Annotated in this window: 19 protein-coding genes and 1 pseudogene; 14 read left to right on the top strand and 6 right to left on the bottom strand. The window is 69.9% G+C overall.

Features of this window, described 5'->3' with window-relative positions:
- Nucleotides 1-163: 163 nt before the first annotated feature.
- The 3 genes and pseudogenes from Q5694_RS29875 to Q5694_RS29865 all read left to right on the top strand — a co-directional run.
- Nucleotides 164-884, top strand: a pseudogene (locus tag Q5694_RS29875) (MFS transporter); the annotation flags it as partial.
- Nucleotides 885-1,068: 184 nt separating this feature from the next.
- On the top strand, nt 1,069-2,289 hold the full coding sequence (locus Q5694_RS29870; RefSeq protein ID WP_333936577.1) for a metallophosphoesterase: 1,221 nt from the start codon (nt 1,069-1,071) through the stop codon (nt 2,287-2,289).
- Between the two features lie 734 nt (nt 2,290-3,023).
- Nucleotides 3,024-3,263, top strand: a complete 240-nt coding sequence (locus Q5694_RS29865; protein ID WP_333936576.1) for a hypothetical protein — start codon at nt 3,024-3,026, stop codon at nt 3,261-3,263.
- A gap of 168 nt (nt 3,264-3,431) precedes the next feature.
- Here Q5694_RS29865 and Q5694_RS29860 read toward each other — a convergent pair whose 3' ends face one another.
- Nucleotides 3,432-4,460, bottom strand: coding sequence for a serine hydrolase (locus Q5694_RS29860; RefSeq protein WP_333936575.1), 1,029 nt, complete (start codon nt 4,458-4,460; stop codon nt 3,432-3,434).
- A 308-nt stretch (nt 4,461-4,768) separates the two neighbouring features.
- Nucleotides 4,769-5,512 (bottom strand): zinc ABC transporter ATP-binding protein AztA, encoded by a 744-nt coding sequence (gene aztA / locus Q5694_RS29855; RefSeq protein WP_333936574.1) that lies wholly within the window; start codon nt 5,510-5,512, stop codon nt 4,769-4,771.
- 15 nt (nt 5,513-5,527) lie between these two features.
- Between aztA and aztB the strand changes: the two genes are divergently transcribed.
- The 4 genes from aztB (at nt 5,528) to aztD (ending at nt 9,907) form a co-directional block, all read left to right on the top strand.
- Nucleotides 5,528-6,388: a zinc ABC transporter permease AztB gene (gene aztB, locus Q5694_RS29850; RefSeq protein WP_333936572.1), complete on the top strand. Its 861-nt coding sequence runs from the start codon at nt 5,528-5,530 to the stop codon at nt 6,386-6,388.
- Nucleotides 6,389-6,409: 21 nt separating this feature from the next.
- The gene (locus Q5694_RS29845) at nt 6,410-7,642 is read left to right on the top strand and encodes a hypothetical protein (RefSeq protein ID WP_333936570.1); all 1,233 of its coding nucleotides are present in this window, start codon (nt 6,410-6,412) and stop codon (nt 7,640-7,642) included.
- Nucleotides 7,639-8,616: a zinc ABC transporter substrate-binding protein AztC gene (aztC, locus tag Q5694_RS29840; protein WP_333936569.1), complete on the top strand. Its 978-nt coding sequence runs from the start codon at nt 7,639-7,641 to the stop codon at nt 8,614-8,616. The genes Q5694_RS29845 and aztC overlap by 4 nt, the downstream gene beginning before the upstream one ends.
- Before the next feature lie 88 nt (nt 8,617-8,704).
- Nucleotides 8,705-9,907, top strand: coding sequence for a zinc metallochaperone AztD (gene aztD / locus Q5694_RS29835; RefSeq protein WP_333936568.1), 1,203 nt, complete (start codon nt 8,705-8,707; stop codon nt 9,905-9,907).
- A 237-nt stretch (nt 9,908-10,144) separates the two neighbouring features.
- Here the strand turns inward: aztD and Q5694_RS29830 are convergent, their stop codons facing one another.
- Both Q5694_RS29830 and Q5694_RS29825 read right to left on the bottom strand, forming a co-directional pair.
- Entirely contained in the window at nt 10,145-11,800 is a 1,656-nt protein-coding gene (locus tag Q5694_RS29830) for an FAD-dependent oxidoreductase (RefSeq protein WP_333936656.1), read from the bottom strand.
- Complete coding sequence (locus tag Q5694_RS29825; RefSeq protein WP_333936567.1) at nt 11,800-12,078, bottom strand: hypothetical protein; 279 nt, start codon at nt 12,076-12,078, stop codon at nt 11,800-11,802. Before Q5694_RS29825 ends, Q5694_RS29830 begins: the two co-directional genes overlap by 1 nt.
- A gap of 178 nt (nt 12,079-12,256) precedes the next feature.
- Here Q5694_RS29825 and Q5694_RS29820 point away from each other — a divergent pair, with 178 nt between their 5' ends.
- From Q5694_RS29820 to Q5694_RS29810, 3 genes are all read left to right on the top strand, one after another.
- Nucleotides 12,257-12,718, top strand: a complete 462-nt coding sequence (locus Q5694_RS29820) for a nuclear transport factor 2 family protein (protein WP_333936566.1) — start codon at nt 12,257-12,259, stop codon at nt 12,716-12,718.
- Nucleotides 12,719-12,736: 18 nt separating this feature from the next.
- Nucleotides 12,737-13,279, top strand: coding sequence for a nuclear transport factor 2 family protein (locus Q5694_RS29815; RefSeq protein WP_333936565.1), 543 nt, complete (start codon nt 12,737-12,739; stop codon nt 13,277-13,279).
- A 443-nt stretch (nt 13,280-13,722) separates the two neighbouring features.
- Entirely contained in the window at nt 13,723-13,878 is a 156-nt protein-coding gene (locus Q5694_RS29810; RefSeq protein WP_010059700.1) for a hypothetical protein, read from the top strand.
- Nucleotides 13,879-14,277: 399 nt separating this feature from the next.
- On the opposite strand, the gene Q5694_RS29805 is transcribed toward Q5694_RS29810, so the two are convergent.
- Nucleotides 14,278-15,048 carry a transposase gene (locus tag Q5694_RS29805; RefSeq protein ID WP_333936553.1) on the bottom strand — a complete coding sequence of 257 codons (771 nt, stop codon included), beginning with the start codon at nt 15,046-15,048 and terminating at the stop codon, nt 14,278-14,280.
- A 271-nt stretch (nt 15,049-15,319) separates the two neighbouring features.
- Here Q5694_RS29805 and Q5694_RS29800 point away from each other — a divergent pair, with 271 nt between their 5' ends.
- The 4 genes from Q5694_RS29800 (at nt 15,320) to Q5694_RS29785 (ending at nt 18,955) form a co-directional block, all read left to right on the top strand.
- Nucleotides 15,320-16,345 carry a hypothetical protein gene (locus Q5694_RS29800; protein WP_161176171.1) on the top strand — a complete coding sequence of 342 codons (1,026 nt, stop codon included), beginning with the start codon at nt 15,320-15,322 and terminating at the stop codon, nt 16,343-16,345.
- Nucleotides 16,346-17,202: 857 nt separating this feature from the next.
- On the top strand, nt 17,203-17,817 hold the full coding sequence (locus tag Q5694_RS29795) for a polysaccharide deacetylase family protein (RefSeq protein ID WP_333936552.1): 615 nt from the start codon (nt 17,203-17,205) through the stop codon (nt 17,815-17,817).
- A 521-nt stretch (nt 17,818-18,338) separates the two neighbouring features.
- The gene (locus Q5694_RS29790) at nt 18,339-18,578 is read left to right on the top strand and encodes a hypothetical protein (protein WP_333936551.1); all 240 of its coding nucleotides are present in this window, start codon (nt 18,339-18,341) and stop codon (nt 18,576-18,578) included.
- A complete protein-coding gene (locus tag Q5694_RS29785; protein WP_333936550.1) occupies nt 18,578-18,955 on the top strand; it encodes a fic family toxin-antitoxin system, toxin component in 378 nt (125 codons plus the stop codon). The genes Q5694_RS29790 and Q5694_RS29785 overlap by 1 nt, the downstream gene beginning before the upstream one ends.
- Nucleotides 18,956-19,268: 313 nt before the next feature.
- Here Q5694_RS29785 and Q5694_RS29780 read toward each other — a convergent pair whose 3' ends face one another.
- Nucleotides 19,269-20,009, bottom strand: coding sequence for an AraC family transcriptional regulator (locus tag Q5694_RS29780; RefSeq protein ID WP_333936549.1), 741 nt, complete (start codon nt 20,007-20,009; stop codon nt 19,269-19,271).
- Nucleotides 20,010-20,028: the final 19 nt, after the last annotated feature.

Here is a 20,028-nt window from a genome sequence, read left to right as displayed (position 1 = left end):
CGCACCGCTGGGGACCAGCGAACGAGAACGCGCTCTCCATCCGACGCGGCACCGGCCACTGCGGCCCTCGATGCATGTGGCGCCGGGCCGTGCTCACCCTCCTTCACCCGGAGACCGGTCCTGCTCGGCGCTGACCCGGCATGCCCATGACTGAGAGGAATCCATGAGTACGAACCAGCCCGTCCAGGCCACGCCGGGCGACGGCGGAAGTGCCCCTGATGCGCGTCAGCTGCGCTCGGTCCTGATCACCGTCTCCCTCGCCCTGATGGCGGTCCTCGCCTCGGTGACCGGGCTGAATGTCGCACAGACCCACATGGCCGTGGAATTCGACGCTTCTCAGGGCACGGTCCTGTGGATCATCAACATCTACACCCTTGCCCTGGCCGCGCTGCTGCTGCCGCTCGGCGCCCTGGGCGACCGCCTGGGCCGCAAGCCCATGCTCGTCGCCGGGCTGGCGGTCTTCGGCATCGCCACCGTGGTCGCCGCCCTGGCCCCGACGACGGGGGTGATGCTCGCCGCGCGCGTGGTCAGCGGCATCGGCGCTGCGACGATCATGCCGATCACACGGGCCGTCATCACTTCCACCTCTCCCGAGGAGCAGCGCGGCAAGGCGATCGGCGTGCGGACCGGCGTCGCCGGAGGTGGTGGCATCCTGGGCATGTTCCTCGCCGCGCTCCTCGTCGACATCGCCGACTGGCGCTGGCTGTTCACCCTGCCGATGGTCCTGAGCCTCGTGGCCCTGGCCATGACGCTGCAGTCGGTTCCCGACTCCCGCGAGACCTCGGCCCATCGATTCGACACCGTCGGCGCCCTTGTCTCCGATCGCCGTGACCGGCCTCGTCCTCGTCCTGCAGGAAGGCCCCGAACGCGGCTGGACGGCACCCGCTGCGTCACCATGGCGGGGTGGTGCCGTGCTCGAGGGCCGGGCTCGCGCGTGTGCTCGCGGTCCGTGCTTGCGCACCGGGCCGGCGGACCGGATGGCACGCATCGGATCGAACGCCGGTCCCGCCGGCCCGAGGGCGGCCGGATACAGTGCCCGGAACGGCAGCCTGGTCTGTGAGGGAAAGCGTGACCGAGACGAGCGACATGCGACCCGCCGACGGTGAAGCGCGGGCGACTCGGCGGAGAAGGCTGCGCAACCTGCTGCGCCACCTCCCGATGATCGCGCCTGTTCTGCTGTGGGTCGTGCCCTGCTGGGTACTCCTGCACACCGGCCAGCACTGGCCCGTGCCCGTCACGCTCATAGGCACCGGCCTCTTCGCACTCGGCCTTGTCGGCATGCCGCTCGCGATGACGCGCGGCCACGGCCGGCGCCAGGACGACCGTGCGGCGATCGCCGGTGACACCTTGCTGGGCGTGAGCTGGGTCCTGTTCACCTGGTCCGTCCTGCTCGGGGTCGCGCTTCGGCCTGTCCTCGCGGTGATCGGTGCCGGCGAGGGCCAGGACCGGGCCCGCATCGTCACCTGGGCCGTCCTCGGCGTCAGCGCCGTACTGCTTGCCTGGGGGTACACCGAGGCCCGCCGCGTGCCTCGCGTGCGCCGACTCGACGTTCAACTCCCGCGTCTGGGGCCGGGGCTGGACGGCGTCCGTGTCGTTCTCATCACCGACACCCACTACGGCCCCCTCGACCGCGCCCGCTGGTCCGCCCGGGTGTGCGACACCGTGAACACTCTCGACGCCGACCTGGTCTGCCACACCGGCGACATCGCCGACGGCACCGCAGACCGCCGCCGCGCCCAGGCCTCACCGCTCGCCACCGTGCGGGCGACCGGCGCCCGTGTCTACGTCACCGGCAATCACGAGTACTACAGCGAGGCCCAGGGCTGGGTGGACCTGATGGACGAGCTGGGCTGGGAACCGCTGCGCAACCGCCACGTTCTGCTCGAACGCGGCGGCGACACCCTCGTGGTGGCCGGCGTGGACGACGTCACCGCCGAGTCCTCCGGCTTGGCCGGTCACGGCGCCCACCTGGCCGGAGCCCTGGACGGCGCAGATCCCGACCTGCCCGTCCTTCTCCTGGCGCACCAGCCCAAGTTCATCGACCGGGCGGCGGCCGCCGGCGTCGACCTCCAGCTCTCCGGCCATACCCACGGCGGCCAGATCTGGCCCTTCCACCACCTGGTCCGCATCGACCAGCCCGTCCTCGCGGGTCTCAGCCGGCACGGCGCCCGCACGGTCCTCTACACAAGCCGAGGCACCGGCTTCTGGGGCCCGCCGTTCCGTATCTTCGCCCCCAGCGAGATCACCCTGCTCGTGCTGCGCTCTCCGGACCCGCCTGCCCGGACCTGACACTCGGCCCGGCGCCGAGGCCGTGCGCCGGCCATCGGGTGTCGTCGCGGCGTCGCGTGCGGCCGTCCTGACAGCTGTCAGGGACCTGCTCGCCCCACGTCTGCCCAGCCTGGCGAACCCGATGGACACAGCTGGTGCCGGTCAGCCGAGAGGACGTGAATCCCACTGACATCTCGACTCCGTCGCCCAGGCGTGCTCGTCACCGCACTGGCCACCGCCATCGCTGTGCTGGGGCTGGCGACGCCCGCGGACGCCGCCATCCACCGGTGCAGCATTTGGTACCTCGACACCGGCAATCCGAGCGTGTGGCAGCAGCAGATCCGACGGTGCTGACCGGGTGTCGCCCGAATCAGCCGGGCAGGCAAGAAGGAGGCCCGCTCCGGTCCGACCCGGTGACGGTGCCGGAAGGCCGGGGCGTCGGTGACGGACCTGAGCGATCGCCCGCTCCGGTCCGTCACCGCGAGAAGCCCGTGCCGGACGCGGGCCGCAGGGGGGACACGCCATCCGCCGGCCCTCGACGGCGCCATCGGCGACAGGGGCAGGACCGGGGTGGGGGAGCAGCCCTTCGCCCTCGGCTCCGCCCGGGCACGGGGAACCGGGTGAGCGGTCCACGCCCGCTCGCCCCGTGACGGCGCTGTCGGCCGGACGCTACGTTGGTGAGCGCGGTAACAGGGTTGCCGCGAAGCGGAGTTGGGGGACAGGGAATGAAGCGGCCGTACAGACTGGGCGCAGCAGTGACTGCCGGAGCAGTGGCGCTGCTGGTCGCGGGATGCAGCACTCCGACGGACTACAGCGAGATCGTCACCTTCACCGACAAGCACGGGCGCGTCTGCACCGCGGCGGTGATCGTCGACCAGGAGCAGAACGAAGGCAACGACTACGAGATCAGCAGCCTCGACTGCGACTATCCGCCGGAGGGCCGCACTCCGGGACCCAGCGGCTACTCGTCCCTGCCGAAGCGGGATACCGAATGACGTAGCTGGGCGCCGTGTGGTGGGCAGGCCCTCCCTGAGCGCCCGCCCGCCCCGGTGGTCGGCGGTGGCGTCCCCTGATTCGCCGCTCGGCGGTGACGAGCCGTGCGCCGTCGACCGCGGCCACGCGGCACCCGAACGGCGCGCGACGAACGCTCCCGGAGGAGAGCCTCACGGCGTGAAGTCAACAGCGACCTGGGCGAGTTCCAGTGGTCTCAGTGCGCCTGCGCCGGCGGGATCGTGACGGGCACGGGCGCTGGTTGTGCCGATGGCCGTTCTCACCGCCCGCTCGATCAGCGCGATGCCGCCTCGCTTCGACGCGTTGCCGCTGCTGAGGGCCGAGACCACATACCGGTGCCCGTGCAGCGTGACCTGCCCGATGCTGTTGATGACCCACCGCCCCGTTGCGCTGCGCTGCAGCCAGCCGTTCTTGAGTGAGCATCGCGGGGACGCGGCCGACACTCCCCAGTCCTGGCCTTCCGCGACGTCGCCCATCAGCTCCCGGATGTACGCCGTGGATCGAGTGTCCAACTCTTCACGCGTGCGGGCGGCGTTCGCCGCACCTCGATGGAAGATCGACTGCAACAGCCTGATCTGGTCCTTCGCTGTCGTCCGGGTGAGGCCCCAGTGGACGCCGGGGCCACCATGGGTCGAGGAGAGCCCCAGCCGTTCGTTCGCCGCGTCGAGGCCTTCTCCCTTGCCGATTGCTCTCCAGAGCAGGTCCGCCGCGTCGTTGTCACTCTCCTTGATCATCGCCTCAGCGGCCCGGCGCTCCGCGGCGGTCAGGTCACGGCCCTGATCCTGGGCACGGAGCAGCAACGCCGCGAGGATGTCCACTTTGCTGATGCTCGCCGTGATGAACAACGCCTCACCGTGGTAAGACCCGATCTGCGGATCAGCGCTGTCCAAGTCGAGGACGGCCACCGCCAACTCGGCGTGAACGCCCGTCACCACCGGCTCGAGTGACCGCGCGAGGGCTGCGCTGAGATCGGTCGACGGTGGCCCCGCCAGGGCGTCGACGGGTGCATCACTGCGGGCGACGGTCGGCTGTGCCCTGTCGATCGTGCCAGTGGAGGAGCAGGCGATGAGCGACGCCATGACCGCCGCGGTGGCGCAGGCCGCCAGCGCGCGCGTGCGCAGGATGACGCGAGGGGGTCTGCGGGACTCCACGTGCGCCTTGTTGAACTGTCCATCAGGCATAGCGGGCAGGCCTCAGTACGTCTGGAGGGGGACAGGTAGACCACGTAAATATGACATATCGGTCATAGGTATGGTGATCGACAGTGCGGCAAGCGTGTCGTTGCGTGCGAAGGGTCGGACGTGCATGTGGCGCGCCCGGCGGCACTACCGCGGCGGCCTCCCCACCGCACCTGCGTGACGGCGGGTGACCGAGACGCCCTGGGGCTTCGACGTGCGCTGATCCCGGGCCGACAGGGGAGTCCCGTTCGTGGAGAAGAACGGCCTGCGGGCGGTCGCGGGGGTCGGGTCCGTTCGGCCGGTGGAGGTACTCAGAGCGTTTGCCAGACCCGGCTCAGGGCCGAGGTGGTGAGGACCTGTTCCGGGCGTCCCTGCCCGACGAGGCGACCGTCCTGGAGGAGGAGGCAGGCGTCCGCCGCGCGCGCCATCTCGAGGTCGTGCGTGGCGTGGACGACCGTCACGCCGTCGGCGACGAGCGCCGTCAGCAGTGCCCCGATGCGTTCCCTCGCCTCGGGATCCAGGCCGGTGGTCGGCTCGTCGAGGAGCAGGAGGTCCGACTCCTGTGCCAACGCCTGCGCGATGAGCGCGCGTTGCCGCTGCCCGCCCGAGAGCGTGCCCAGCTGCCGGGAGGCGAGGTCGCCGATCCCGAGCCGGTCGAGCGCCGCGTCCACGATCGCGTGGTCCCGGCGGGTCAGCCGGCGCCAGGGGCCGCGTTCGCCCCAGCGCCCCATCTCCACGGCCTGCCGCACGGTGAGCGGCAGCGTGTCGCCGACTGCTCCGCGCTGGGGCACGAAGGCGGGCGGCCGGTCGCCGGTGCGCAAGAGGTCACCGGATGTCGGCTTGATCACACCGGCGAGCACTCCGAGCAGGGTCGACTTGCCGCTGCCGTTCGGACCGACGAGCACCGTTGTGGCCAACTCGGGTATCTCGCCGCCGACTTGGTGAAGCACCGGGCGTCCTGGATAGCCGGCGCGCAGATCCGAGAAGCGGATGCGGGCGGTCCGCTCGAGATGGGGGACGGATGAGGGGCGCGGTGTGATGAACATGGTTTTCATTGTAATGTCCTGGCCATGGAATGGTTGACGGTCCCGTTCGAGGTGACCTTTGTGCAGCGCGCCCTGTGGGGCGGGGTGCTCGTATCCGCCATCTGCGCGCTGGCGGGCACCTGGGTGGTGCTGAGGGGGATGGCCTTCCTCGGTGACGCCATGTCGCACGGGCTGCTGCCGGGCGTCGCGGTGGCCGCGCTCCTCGGGGGGAACCTGATGGTGGGCGCCGTGGTCAGTGCCGCCGTCATGACGGCCGGCGTCACCGCGTTGGGCCGTACGCCGAGGCTGTCGCAGGACACCGGCATCGGACTGCTGTTCGTGGGCATGCTTTCGCTCGGCGTGATCATCGTGTCGCGCTCGCAGTCCTTCGCGGTCGACCTGACCGGCTTCCTCTTCGGTGACGTTCTCGCCGTCCGGGAGCAGGACCTCCTCGTGCTCGCGGCGGCCCTGCTGGCCGCGCTGGTGGTGTCGGCACTCGGCCACCGTGCCTTCCTGGCCCTGGCGTTCGACTCGCGCAAGGCGCACACCCTGGGGCTGCGGCCGCGCCTGGCCCACGCGGTGCTGCTCGGCCTGCTCGGCCTGGCGATCGTCGCCTCGTTCCACATCGTCGGGACGCTGCTGGTCCTCGGACTGCTCATCGCCCCACCGGCGGCCGCTCTGCCCTGGGCCCGCTCCGTGCGCGGAGTCATGGCGCTCGCCGCCCTGCTCGGGGCCTCGGCCACGTTCGGCGGCCTGCTGTTGTCCTGGCATCTGCACACGGCCGCCGGAGCGACGGTTTCGGCCCTTGCGGTGAGTCTGTTCTTCCTCTCCCACGTGCTGTCCGGCCTGCGTGACCGCCGTACGCGCCACGCCCACGCCCCGGCCCCTGTACCCGAAGTCAACTGAAAGAAGCCGGAGACGATCGTCATGACCGTCCGCAGCAACGCCACTCCGTGGGCAGCGGCCGCACTGGTGCTCACCGCCCTCCTCACCACCAGTTGCGGGGCAGACAGGAGCAGCGCACCAGGGCCCGCCGCGAATGCCCCGTCCGCCACCCCGCACGGGTACGTCGAGGGAGCGCGGGAGGCCGCCGAGCAGCAGTCCCGGCTGCTCCTGAACGACCCCGGCAGCGGCAGCACCAGGGTCCTCGACCTCATCACCGGCAAGGTGCACAGGACGGCCCCGGTGAGAAACGCCGTCCGGTTGTGGACGGACGGCAGGTTCGGCTACCTCCACAGCCCCGGGGGCACACATGTCGTCGACAGCGGCGCCTGGATGGTGGACCACGGTGACCACGTCCACTACTACAGCGCGGCGACACGGGACGTGGGTGAGCTTCCCGCCGGCAGCCGTGCCCAGGCGCGCAGCGACGCCGCCGTGACCGCGGTGACCGGCGAGAACGGGCGCGCCCTCCTCTACGACCGCAGCAAACTGGAGAAGGGGCGGATCACGCCGTTGCGGACGCTGCCGGGCACGTACGCCGGTGCCGTGGTCCCGTACGAGGAGCACCTGCTCGCCATCGCGGTAAACGGCGACACGACCGAACTCGTCGTCCTCGACCGCGAGGGAGGACGCGTCGCCGCACCGGACGTGACGTGTGAGGAGCCCCGAGGCGACGCCGTCACCAGGCGCGGCGTGGTCCTCGGCTGCGCCGACGGCGCCCTGCTCGTCCGGGCTCACAACGGTGCTTTCACCGTCGACGAGATCCCGTACGGAAAGGACGTTCCGGCGAAGCAGCGGGCCACCGTCTTCCGTCACCGCCCCGGCAGCGACACCCTCACCGCCGCGGCCGAAGACGCCGTCTGGGTCCTCGACGTCACCGAGCGGACCTGGACCCGGGTGGACACCGGACCGGTCGTCGCCGCCAACACAGCCGGAGAGGGTTCCCCCTTGCTCGTCCTGGAGGCCGACGGCTCGCTGCACGGCTACGACATCGCGACCGGGAAGCAGACCGCGCGCACCAAGTCGCTGCTGACAGACGGGAAGCGAGCCGCCGCCGAGGGCAACGCCCCCGTCATCGAGGTCGACCGCAGCCGCGCCTACGTCAACGACCCGGAAGGCAAGAAGGTGTTCGAGATCGACTACAACGACGGCCTGCGCATCGCGCGCTCCTTCGACCTGGACGTCAAGCCCGTCCTCATGGCGGAGACGGGACGATGAGCCGCGCCGAAGCGAAGCAGCGCGCGCGGGTGGGCGTCGCCCGCCTGCGCCACCTGATCGCGGGCCTGCTCGCCCTCGTGACAGCCGCGGCCGCCACCGCCTGCACCACCGGCGACGGCCGGCCCGACATCGTCGTCACGACCAACATCCTCGGAGACGTCACGCGGGAGATCGTCGGCGACGAGGCGGACGTCACCGTCCTGATGAAACCCAACGCCGACCCGCACTCCTTCGCTCTGTCGGCGGTGCAGGCGGCCGAGCTGGAACAGGCCGACCTGGTCGTCCACAACGGCCTGGGCCTCGAGGAGAACGTCCTGCGGCACGTGGACGCCGCCCGCGAGTCCGGGGTCGCGACCTTCGCAGCCGGGGAGGCGGCCGACCCGCTCACCTTCCACACCGCCGACGACGGCGGCCCCGAGGGTGGCGGGGGGCAGCCCGACCCGCACTTCTGGACCGACCCCGACCGGATGCGCAAGGTCACCGGCCTGATAGCCGACCAGGTCGTCGAGAACGTCGACGGCGTCGACGCCGACGCCGTACGCACCAACGCCGACCGTTACGCGAAGCGACTGACGGACCTCACCACCTGGATGGAGAAGTCCTTCGGCCGGGTCCCCGAGGACCGGCGGGCCCTCGTCACCAACCACCATGTCTTCGGCTACCTCGCCGACCGCTTCGGCTTCAAGGTGATCGGCGCGGTCATCCCCAGCGGCACCACGTTGGCCTCACCCAGCTCCTCGGACCTGCGCTCCCTCACCGAGGCGATGGAGCGGGCGGGCGTACGCACCGTCTTCGCCGACTCCTCCCAGCCCGCACGGCTCGCCGAGGTACTGCGGACGGAGATGGGCGGCGGGGTTCGTGTCGTCGAGCTCTACTCGGAGTCCCTTACCGCCCAGGGTGCGGGCGCCGACACCTACCTGCGGATGATGCGCGCCAACACCACCGCCATGGTCACCGGTCTGACCGCCGGCTGACCCTCCGGGCCTTCCGGGACACCGGCCCTCGGGCGCCGGCACGTCGTACCCCACGCCGCCACCGCGCGGTACAGAAAGGAACACACTGATGAACACGTCGATACGCGGCAGAGCGCTGACGGGCACGGCACTGGCCCTGGCGGTCTCCACCGTCCTGACCGCCTGCGGCGGAGAGGGCTCCTCCTCCACCGGTACCAAGTCCGACGGCAATGCGAGCGCCACGCCCGCGGTGACGGTCAAGGATCCGGTGGTCGCCACCTTCGACGGCGGCCTGTACATCCTCGACGGCGAGAGTCTGAAGCTGGCCAGGACCATCGCCCTGCCCGGCTTCAACCGGGTCAACCCCGCGGGTGACGAGGACCACGTCGTCGTCTCCACCGACAGCGGGTTCCGTGTCCTGGACGCCACCGGCCAGACCCTCACCGACATCGAGTACAAGGGCGCCAAGCCCGGCCACGTAGTCCGTCACGCCGGCAAGACCGTCCTCTTCACCGACGGCACCGGAGAGGTCAACGTCTTCGACCCCACCGCCCTGAGCACCGGCACAAAGCCCCGGGGCCGCACCTACACCTCCGCCGAGCCGCACCACGGAGTCGCCATCGAACTGGCCGACGGCAAGCTCGTGAGCACTCTGGGCACGGAGGAGAAGCGCACCGGCGCGCTGGTGCTGGACAAGAACAACAAGGAGATCGCCCGCAACGAGAACTGCCCCGGCGTCCACGGAGAGGCGGCCGCCAGGAACGAAGCCGTCGGCATCGGCTGCGAGGACGGCATCCTGATCTACCAGGACGGCAAGTTCACCAAGATCGACGCCCCCGACGACTACGGCCGCATCGGCAACCAGGCCGGCAGCGACGCCTCGCCGATCCTGCTGGGTGACTACAAGACCGACCCCGACGCCGAGTTGGAGCGGCCCACCCGCATCTCCCTCATCGACACCGAGAAGAAGAAGCTGCGCCTGGTCGACCTGGGCACGAGTTACTCCTTCCGCTCGCTGGGCCGCGGCCCGCACGGCGAGGGCCTGGTCCTCGGCACCGACGGCGCTGTCCGCGTCATCGACCCGGACACCGGCACGATCGAGAAGAAGATCCCCGTCGTGGGCAAGTGGCAGGAGCCGCTGGACTGGCAGCAGCCCCGGCCCACCCTGTTCGTCCGCGGGCACGTCGCGTACGTCTCCGAACCCGGGAAGAAGGCGCTCCACGCCATCGACGTGGAGACGGGCAAGAAGATCACCTCCGTCACCCTGCCGAAGAGCACCAACGAACTGTCGGGCGTCGTCGCCGGACACTGACTCCGCGACGTGCCCTCCCACTGCGGCCCCCACGCTGCGGTGGGAGGGCACTCCGCTGTCCTGCCGGGCCCGGGCCCGATCCACGACCACGAGGGAAGAAGCGGCCTACGGACGCACGTGTGGCCGGGTGCCGGGTGTGCTCGTGCGGGCGGCGGCCGTGGGGAAGCCGCGTTCACCATCGGAGTCGTTCGGCCGGCCCGATGACACCGCGCGGGAATCCGTCCGGCTGCACCGCGCTCAGGGCCGACCGGCAGGGGCGGCATGGGGTTCGTGCGGCGGTCGGTCGGGGAGAGGGGTGGTGGGGTCGAGGGGAGCCAGTGCCTGTCTGAGCGCGGGGCGGCTGAGGGAACTGCCCCGTGCGGCGAGGTAGCCGTCGGGGCGTATCAGGAGCCAGCCGCCGGCTGCGAGTCCGAGGGCGGTGCGGAGTTGGCGGTCGGGGTCGAGCAGTGGGTGGGGTGTGCTGGTGGGGGTGGTGGTGAGAGTCCTGACGGACAGCCATGGGCCGTACTGCAAAGCTGCACTGATGGCGACGCCTTGGGGCCCGTCGTCAGGACCGGTGCCGCCGGCGGCGAGTAGCAGCGTCCAGCGGGTGTCGTGCAGCTCCGCCTGCAGGGCGAGGCAGGCGGGTGTGTGGGGGGCGTGGATGGGAGCGGTGGTGATGCGTTCGCCGGGGTGGGGGTGCTGGTGGGGGGCGTGCAGGGTGCCGGCTGCCACGGCCGGGCCGATGGCGCAGATGTAGTGGTAGGTGTTGTGGGTGGTCAGGGGGGAGGCGGGGTAGGCGGTGGCCAGTCCGGACAGGTTGCTGAGGAGCGTGCGGGTGAGTGCTGCGCGTAGCGGGCGCAGGTGGCGTGCGGCGCGCAGGGTGGTCGTGAGCGCGGTGTGGGCCAGCCGGCGTGTCACCTTGGTCATGAGGGTGGCTGTGGGGGGTTGATGCTGGGTGTGGAGCAGCCGTTCGTGGGTGTAGGTGTCCAGCAGGGTGGGCGCGGCGTGGCCCTCGATGACCTGGGCGAGTTTCCAGGCGAGGTTGTAGGCGTCCTGGACCCCGGCGTTCAGGCCCTGTGGGTTGCCGGTGGCGTGGGCTTGGGTGGTGTTGCCGGTGATGAAGATCCGGCCCTGCTGCAGGCGTCCGGTCGTGTGCCATCCGGTGGGGAAGGCTCCCGCGGGTGCGGGCCGATCGCCGTGTGTGACGGGTGTGGGGTGGCGGCGTCGCGTGTGCGGGTGATCGCGCCGGGTGCCGGGCAGGTCGGGTGCAGTTGTCGCTGTCTGGCCGCTGATGTGCCCCCAGGACAGGGTGGCGGGTGGTAGGTCGCCGTTGGCGGGAGTTCCGGCGAGCGCCCAGTGTTCGCTGACCGGGTCGGTCTGGTCCGTGTGCGGTTGTTCGGGCATGGTGCCGGGTCCGCCGTCGCAGCCGATCAGCCAGGACGTCTCCACCACCTGGGTGCGCCCTTGGCGCTGGAGATGCAGCAGGACTCGCTGTTCGTCCTGTTCCACGCGGGTCAAGTCGGTGTCCCACTCGGTCTGCACACCCAGCCGGGCCACTGCAAGCCGTAGCACCGCTTCGACGTCCTGCTGACCGGTGATCAGGGTGTAGGGGTGGGACGTCGGCGTGGAGGAGTAGTCCGCTTCCAGCCGCACCGGACGGTTGGTGCCGGTGTGCAGGGTGAGGGCCGTGGTCTTTGACCCGCGGGCCAGGAGCTGATCGACGACGCCCATCTGGGCGAAGGTCTCCAGTGTGCGCGGGTGGACGGCCACGGACCGGCCGGTGGCGGCCGGCGCGGGCGCGGCGTCCAGCAGGCGCACGGTGACACCGCGGCGGGCCAGCTCGTGGGCGACGCTCAGACCGGCGGGCCCGGCACCCACCACGACCGCCTGGGGCCTGCCGTCACGGACCATCACGCGACCGCCTCGATCGCGTCGTACCGACCGGGTTCGGCGGCGGCCGGCGAACCGGGATGGTCGACAAACGATGTCGATGTCAAGTTCGTGGCGCGCACGGCCGGGTCGTGGGCGAGCCGCACGGCCGGCTCCGGTGGCAGGTCGGATCCTCCGGCCCGGCCCAGAATCCGGTGGCGGCCGGTCCGGGCCGGTGCGGAGGCCGTCAGCCCCTTCGTCGCGGTGCGGAGGATGTCGGTGCCGCCGTGCGGGGTCGGTGTGTGCGTGAGGATCGCCATGGTCTGCTCCTGACGGTGGGGGAGAGGGCGAGGGGGCCGGAGGGCGCCGTGTGGTGAGGGTTGGAGGGGGCCGGGGTGGGTCTTTCACGCTGTGCCGGGTCGCTTGAGGAAGGTTCGAAGAGTGCTCGATCGGCTGGGGGGACAGTGGCGGTATCCGACGGAACGGAGGGTCGCTGCTATGACCACCGACACCTTGACGCGCCTTCAACACGACGCCGAGCAACCCGAGTTCGGCGGGCTGTACGGACAGGTGCAGCAGTTCTACGCACATCAGATGCAGCTGTTCGACGCGTACGAGGCCGACCGCTGGGCGGCGACCTTCACCGAGGACGCCGTCTTCGAAGTGCCCACGTTGGACGCTCCGGTACGGGGCCGGGCGGGGCTGGCTGCCGGGGTGCGGCGCAATCGGGCGCAGCAGGAGCGCAGCGGTGAGCGGCTGCGGCACTTCGTCGGCATGCTCGACGTCCAGCCGGGCCGCGCCGGTGAGCTCAACACCTGCTGCTACGCGCTCGTGTACCTGACCCCGCGGGGTGGGACCTCCCGGGTGGTGCGGGTGTGTGTGATGCAGGACGTTCTGGTACGGGTGCGTGGCAAGTGGCGTACCCGCCACCGCGTCGTCACCCGGGATGATCTGGCCTGAGGAAGAGGGACGAAGACGATGACGACCCATACCAGCGAACCCACCACCGGGCCGGACACTTCCATCACCCCGGGCACACCCACCCTGGGCACGCTCGCCCCTGGCGCGGCTGTGCCGGGCGCGCCTGCTGTGTCGGGGACGAGTGCGCTGCTTTTCGCGCAGGTGCAGCAGTTCTATGCCCGTCAGAGCGCGCTGCTGCGGGAATCGCGTGTGAGTGAGTACGCGGCGACGTTCACCGAGGACGGTGTGCTGACGTGTGTGCCGGCCGGGCCCCGGGCGCGGGGGCGTGCCGCGGTCGCTGCCGCGCTGCTTGCCGTGCACGAGCGGCGTACGGGGGGTGAGCCGGTCCGTCGCCGGTACTGGCAGGACGCGCTGGAGGTGTCGGAGCTGCCCGGGGGCGAGCTGCAGGCCCGTTACGGCATGCTGGTGACGGAGGTGCGGCCCTGGCAGCCGGCGGCGGTCGTGGGGGGCAGTGCGGCTGTCGAGGACCTCCTGGTGCTCGACGGGGGCGAGTTGCGGGTGCGCCATCGTCGTATCACCCCCGACCACGTGTCCTTCTGACTCCCCGGCCCCACACCGCCTCGCCCACGCCGTCTTAACCGCTCCGGGATCGGTGGAGGCTCTGCGCGTTGGTTCGGTGCCGATGAAGACGACTTCGTGCGCATATGGGCTGGTGGTGTCACGAGCGGAGGAAGGTTCGAGGCGAGCCACCGGACCGGCCCGCGGTCACAGTCCCGTCACCCAGTGCTGGCCGGCGAGGGTGAAGAAGCCCTCGCACCTGAGGACCCGACCTGCTCGAAGGCGCTGCTCCCCAGTGTCCCGGATGGAGTACCGGACGAAGTCTGGAAGGAGTGCGTGAACTCCGTATCGCCGGGCACAAGGACTATCGTACCGAGGCCCCGGCCTTCGAGGTTGGTCGGGATCTGCTAACCAAGGGACGAACTTGGGCCCTTGTGAAGCTCAAACGCGCACGCGCTTGAGCCGGAATTGACGATGGGGTTGAGATGATTATTCTCGGACTTATTCTGCTGATTATCGGCCTGCTTGTCGGCATGGGTCTGCTGACGACGATCGGTGGCATCCTCATTCTGGTTGGCGCCATCCTCTGGATCCTGGGTGCGACCGGTCGCGCGGTCGGTGGGCGCAAGCACTTCTTCTAGAAGTCACGTGGCCCGAAGGTGCTTGGTGATCGTTGCGGCTGGTGACCGGGGCCTGGTCCCGCGTGGCACGACCGGACCGGTAAGAGTGCGATGAGCCACAGGCTTGCCAGGAGATTCGGGACCAACGCGGTCGCGAAGTCGTACATGTGGGATTTCCCCTCCGCTTGAGCCGGTGTTCCGTGTGTGCCGGGCACCTCGGCACGCCAGCAACCTGGAGGGTCGAAACAGCGAAGGCAAACAAGCTGCTATAGCGTTCACCAAGGTAGATCGCACTCTAGGCGGGGTCTTCCTCTGTACCTTGAAGTCGTTCAGGTACAGAGGAAGACCCCGCCTAAGGGTTGTCCCGTTGAAGGTCTTGGATTCGCCTCGGGCGTAGCGGCCCACCGTGCCACATGCGACCTATCCGATGAGGGAGAGGTTGTGCATCCGGGCGATGCCGAGCATGGCGTGGTGGACGCCGTCGCCTTTGAGGCGGCAGTCGCGGAGGATCTTCCATGTCTTCATGTGGGCGAAGACGTGCTCGACACGGGCGCGGACCTGCTTGTGGGCCCTGTTGTGTTCCTCTTTCCAGTCCGGAAGTTCTGCCTGGCCGCGTCTGCGACGGTGCGGGACAACGAGTCCGGTTCCTGGGTAGCCGCCGTCGGCGATCGTGAGGGTCTTGCCGACGGCGGCCTTGGCGCCGGATTCCTCCCATGCCTTGCAGTCGTTGCGGTTCCCGGCGAGCGGGCGGCCGACCACGACGACCAAGCGGGTGTCGGCGTCGATGACGACCTGGTGGTTGGTGGAGTACCGGTAGTTCTTCGACCGCTCGGCGATGGTGTGGTCGCGGGTGGGGACCAGGGTGCCGTCCACGATGAGCACGGTGCCCTTGGCGAACCGCTCGCGGGGCCGGAGCGCCAGCAGGGGTCCGAGGTGGTTGATGACCCGGCTGGCCGTGGACTTCGAGATGCCGAACAGCGGGGCGAGCTGCCGCAACGTCAGATCGGTGCGCCAATATGCCGTGACCAGCAGAACTCTGTCCTCCAGTGGCAGACTCCACGGTCGGCCCCGGTGAACCACATCTGCTCCATCGCGCCGCAGCGCGGTCAGCAGCTTGCCGAAGCGGCGCGGGCTCAGCCCCGCGAACGGGGTTGTCCAGGACGGCTCCGACGCCGTGATCACAATCGCCACTTCTTCATGATCTCAACTTCAAGGGGTTCGGCCACGGCCTGCCGATGGAGATCGTGATGGACCATCTCCTGACCGGCAGCGGTCCGGACGGAATGGGCGCGTCAAGGTCGTCCCTGCCCAGGTGGTACATGGCGGCGATCGGGGACCTGCTCGCGGGCCATCTGCCGGCAACGGATCGGCGGGTTGCGCTCTCCCGGGCGGCGTCGTGCCAGAGCTCTTCGTGGGGCGGCCACGAGGGCCGTTGTCAGAGGCGATTGGCAGGATTGCGGCCATGAATGTCACTCCTGTCACTCCGCCACGGCCGATCGACGTTGCCGCGGTCTTCCCCCAACTGGCCCCGCTGGCCCGCACGGCGACCCGCCTGCACCCCCGCCCCGGGGCGCCGACATGGCACGACAGCTCAATCGGCGGGCCGCTGCTGTGGCCCGCCGAGGAGCCGTGGCCGCACTGCGAGGAACCGCATGTGGTGGACGGCATCAACCCAGCCCTGTCCCCGGCGGACCTGCGGCTGGAACGACGGATCTTCGCCGCCTCGCACGGCCGGGACCTGACTTCGGAAGAGCGGGAGACTCTCAAGCGGATCCGGCCCCCTCGGACGTATCCGGTGAGGCTGGCGGTCCAGTCGTACGACGGCCCCATAGCGATGCTGCCCGTCGCGCAACTGTACGCACGGGATGTGCCCGATCTAAGCCCGCCGGAGGGCAAGGACCTTCTCCAGGTTCTGTGGTGCCCTTTCGATCATCCGATCATGCCCAGGACCCTGCTCTTCTGGCGTTCCGCAGCCGCCGTCACCGACATCCTCGACACGCCCCCCGAGCCGCCCGCAGTGCAGTTCGACGGCTATCTACCGGATCCGTGCGTGCTCGAACCGGAGCAGATCACCGAGTACCCAGACCACCTGGAGCTGAGCGAAGAACTGCGGGAGCAGCTCAAGCAGTGGAGTGTGCCGCAGGCAGCAGAGGAAGACATGGACCCGGACACGTACTACGACTGTGTGCTGTCCAACGCACCCGGCTGGAAGGTCGGCGGCTGGCCCGCTTGGGACTCCACCGACCCCAGCCCACGGCACTGCTCCAAGTGCGGCACCGGCATGGAGGTCCTGATGACCGTCGCCACGTTTGAGCAAGGGGACGACGCCGGGAACAGCTGGTCTCCGCACCCCCACCCAGGTGCTGGACCGTACCCCAGCCACCGAGGCTACAACGCGACCGGGGTCCAGATAGGCAGCGGTTACCGGCAGCACCTGTTCGTCTGCCCGGCGGAGCCCGAGCACCCGCACATCGAGTTGATGACGTAGCCCGCCCCCAGTGTGGAGCCGGGGCGTCACGGTGCGGGCATGCCGTGACGCCGGGTGTCCGCGAGGCTCAGGGTGCCTACCTGCGGCCCGACATCCGAGAAGGAAACAGGCCGTCCCTGACACGACCGCGACGCATCGCCCCAGGTTGAGCGCGCCCTGGTGAGCTCGCCGGTCGGTGAAGCGACGCGGCCGTCCTTTCGCCTGGGTGGACGACGAACAGAGCGAGCTGGACCAGACGTACGTGACCGCCCACCACCAAGGGACCGAACTCCTGCACCTCAACCCACTGATCGGCCTACGAGAGACGACTTCCACACGCTGGCCGACTTCGCCCGGCCCCTGAGCACCTCACAAACCACCAGCTGAGCACTCCACCAGCTCTTTAGACCGCTCCGTACCCAGAGTCAAGATCTTTGCGGGACAGCCCTTAGGAACGTTGGTTTCTTCAACTCAGGCGAGTGCAGTGATGCAGACCACATCACTCTCTGAATGCGGTCATGCATGCGCCTGCATGTCGTTCGAATGCTCGATGGCGGCTGTGTCGGCTACAACGACTCGGAAGCGCTCGGGAAGCACATTCGCCTGGCGGGCGTGGCGTAGGGCCGGGACCGCGATGCCACACGCTCAAGGGCGGACTGCGGGTGGCCGATGGGTGGGGCATGCGCTCACTTCCTGCGGTCACTGGTCTCCGTTCGCGCGCCTGGCGCCTGCTCGGGACAGCTGCCGCACTGTCGGCCCTGTTGGGGACCCCCGCGCAGGGTTCGGCGCCCCGGCCGGCGGAGACCGTCGCGCCGCACTTGGCGGCAGCGGCCGTGCAGGGCGAAGCATTGCGGGCATTGTTCGGATCTGAGAACCGAGTGATCCGTACGTCCGAGCGGGTGGTCGCCGTGACGTTAAACGCGGCCTGGAACGAGGCCGGCCTGGACCGCGTCCTTGGTGAACTCGCCCGTCGCAGCGCCCCCGCCACGTTCTTCCTGACGGGTGACTTCGCCGAACGCCACCCTGCGGTGGTGAAAAGGATCGCGGCAGCCGGCCACGGTCTGGGCAACCACTCCTTCAGCCACCCCTACTTCAAAGACCTGACCGAGGCCGGCAGGCGGCACGAAGTGAGGGAGGCGCATCGGGCTCTCCGTGCGGCTGGGGCGGGCGGCGCGCTGACGCCGTTCTTCCGGTTCCCTTACGGCGAGACCAGCCCCGGTCACATCAGGGAGATCAACGCCCTCGGTCTCGCGGACATCGAGTTCACCACCGACACCAACGGCTGGAAAGGCGCCGAAGGCGGCATGACGGTGGATCGCGCAGTGCAGCGGGCAGTAGACGCCCTGCGCCCGGGCGCGATCCTGCAGATGCACGTCGGGTCGTCGCAGGGACGCACGGAAGTGATCGACGCCCAGGCTCTGCCCCGCATCCTCGACGCGTTCACAGCCCGCGGCTACCAAGTCATCGACCTGCGCGCCCTGCTCACCCCTTGAATGCCGCCCTTCACTGAGCCAGTGTCGTACCGACGTCACGGGTCTGGGTCAGGCCGCCGGCCGACGGCCCTCGCACGATCGAGGGGCACGGCTACCCGACCATTCTGGGAACTCCGTTGCTTCGCCTGCCTCGTGATCGGAGCCGCGCGTGCCGTCCGGCTGCGGGATCAGCTACTCGCAGTGGTGGTTGAGATGCGAGACGGCCAGAGCCCACCGGCAAGCGGGGGCCGCGTCGGGTGACCTCGCGGGGCCGGACGGAGGGCTATCCCGCGGTGACGTGATCAGCCTGCTGTTCGGAGAGAACCAGCGTGTGGGTGCTCGCGTGCAGCTACCACCGGTCACCGCGTCGCCTCACACGTAGGCGTAGCCCTGGCCGGCCGGCATTGCGGACACCACGCTGCCCGGTCGCTCAGCTATAGCCCGACCGCATGGTCGGCCCGCCGCCTCGCCTCGGGTCCCGTCGGTCTCTCCTCGCGTTCGGCGCCCTCCTCCAAGCCGGTAACACCTGTTACCATGCTTGTATGGCGAAGACACAACTGGGCGCGCGTGTGGATGAGGACGTTGCGGAACTCGCGAAGAAGCGCGCCGCCGACCTGGGGCTGAGCATCGGGGACTACCTCGCCAGACTGGTACAGGACGATGCCAGCGGCCTGCGCGCCCGAGCGGTGGACGCGGCCGCCCGCTTCCTGGCCGAACACCAGGCGGTCTTCGACGAAGCCGAACAAGCCCAGCAAGCATCCAGCGGAGCACGCGCGGCCTGATGGACCTGCACATCGACGTTCCCTGGATCCTGCAAGTCGCCGAAGCTGCCGGGGCGCACGATCCGGCCCCCGACGACTACGGCGTCCCCATCTCGGCGGTCGCCCGCCACCGCGCCGAACTCTTCGAGCAGCCCGTCTACGGCGGCCCCTACGCCAAAGCCGCCGCCCTGGTGCACACACTGGGCCGGTGCCGCTGGCTGGAGCGCTCCAACATGGCCGTCGCCGCCGCGTCCGGCGTCATGTACCTCGAAGCCGCCGGGATCTCCGTCAAGCCTGGCCGTGAGGACGCCATCGCTCTGAAGGACCTGCTTCTCGACCCCGCCTGCACCGCGGGGAAGATCGCCGCTCTGCTGCGGACCTGGCCCACCACCACCTGAAGCCCGCCGACCGGCCACCCGTCCCGCAGGGTCCGGGCGTGGGAACGGTGGGACTGCGCTTCGTCCTGAACCGCGGCCTGCTCCCGCTCCCGACCCCCAGGGGGGAGAGACAGCCTCGACCGCGGGGGCACGAGAACGGCACCGCACCACGAAGTGCAGCGCCGTGTCACCCGGCCGGGCAGGCCGACACGGAGGAGAAGCCACGCGGGGTCGCGCGGCTGTGGGCGACCGCTGCAGGTCCGTCCCGCTCAGCGCGTGGTCGGCTGTGCCGAATTCTCGACCCGGTGAAACCCGGGCCGGCTCGCTGGACTGGTCACCGGGAGTGCGTGCCCGGGGTATGACCGAACGCGCGGCGGAACACGTCGATGAAGGCGCTGGTGGATGACCATCCGCACTGGTGTGCCACCTTGGTCACCGGCATCTTCTCGGCGAGCAGGATCAGTGCGTGGTGGAGTCGCAGTTGGGTGCGCCACTGAGGAAACGTCATGCCGAGGTCGGTGCTGTACAGGCGGGAGAGCGTGCGGTCGCTGGCTCCGACCTCTCGGCCGAGTTCGGCGAGTGTGCGGTTGTCCGAGGGGTCGGACTGCAGGAGGTCGCACACAGTCCTGAGCAGTGGACTCCTCGGCGTGGGCAGGTGCAGGGGCTGCTGTACCGAGGTCTGCAGCTGGTCCAGGAGTACCGCGCACAGCCGCCTCCGCTCCGGGCTGTCGTCGTCCTCGGTGCGGGTGAAGGCAATGATGAGTTCACGTAGCAGCGGGCTCACCGCGAGCACGGTGGGGGTGTCCAAGCGCAGAGGGTTCTCCCGTGCGGGGAGGCCTACCAGGTGCAGTTCGAGGTCGCCGTGTGCCCGGTGGGCATGGACAGTGCCGGCTGGGATCCAGATGGCGCGAGTCGCGGGGGCGACCCAGGAGCCGGCGCTTGTGGTCACGGACAGTACGCCCCGGCCCGCGTAGACGATCTGGTGGTCGTCGTGCCGGTGCGCGTCTATCCCTGCACCGGACGCCAGTCGCTGGGTGCGGGTGGGGGCCACGGGCGTGTGGCGGACTTCCGTCATCGTCTGGCAGGTTATCGGA

Origin of the sequence: Streptomyces sp. AHA2, assembly GCF_036857595.1 — a bacterium.
GTDB lineage: Bacteria > Actinomycetota > Actinomycetes > Streptomycetales > Streptomycetaceae > Streptomyces.
Note: the sequence above shows the minus strand (reverse complement) of the source record. Positions and strands in the feature narration are given on the sequence as shown.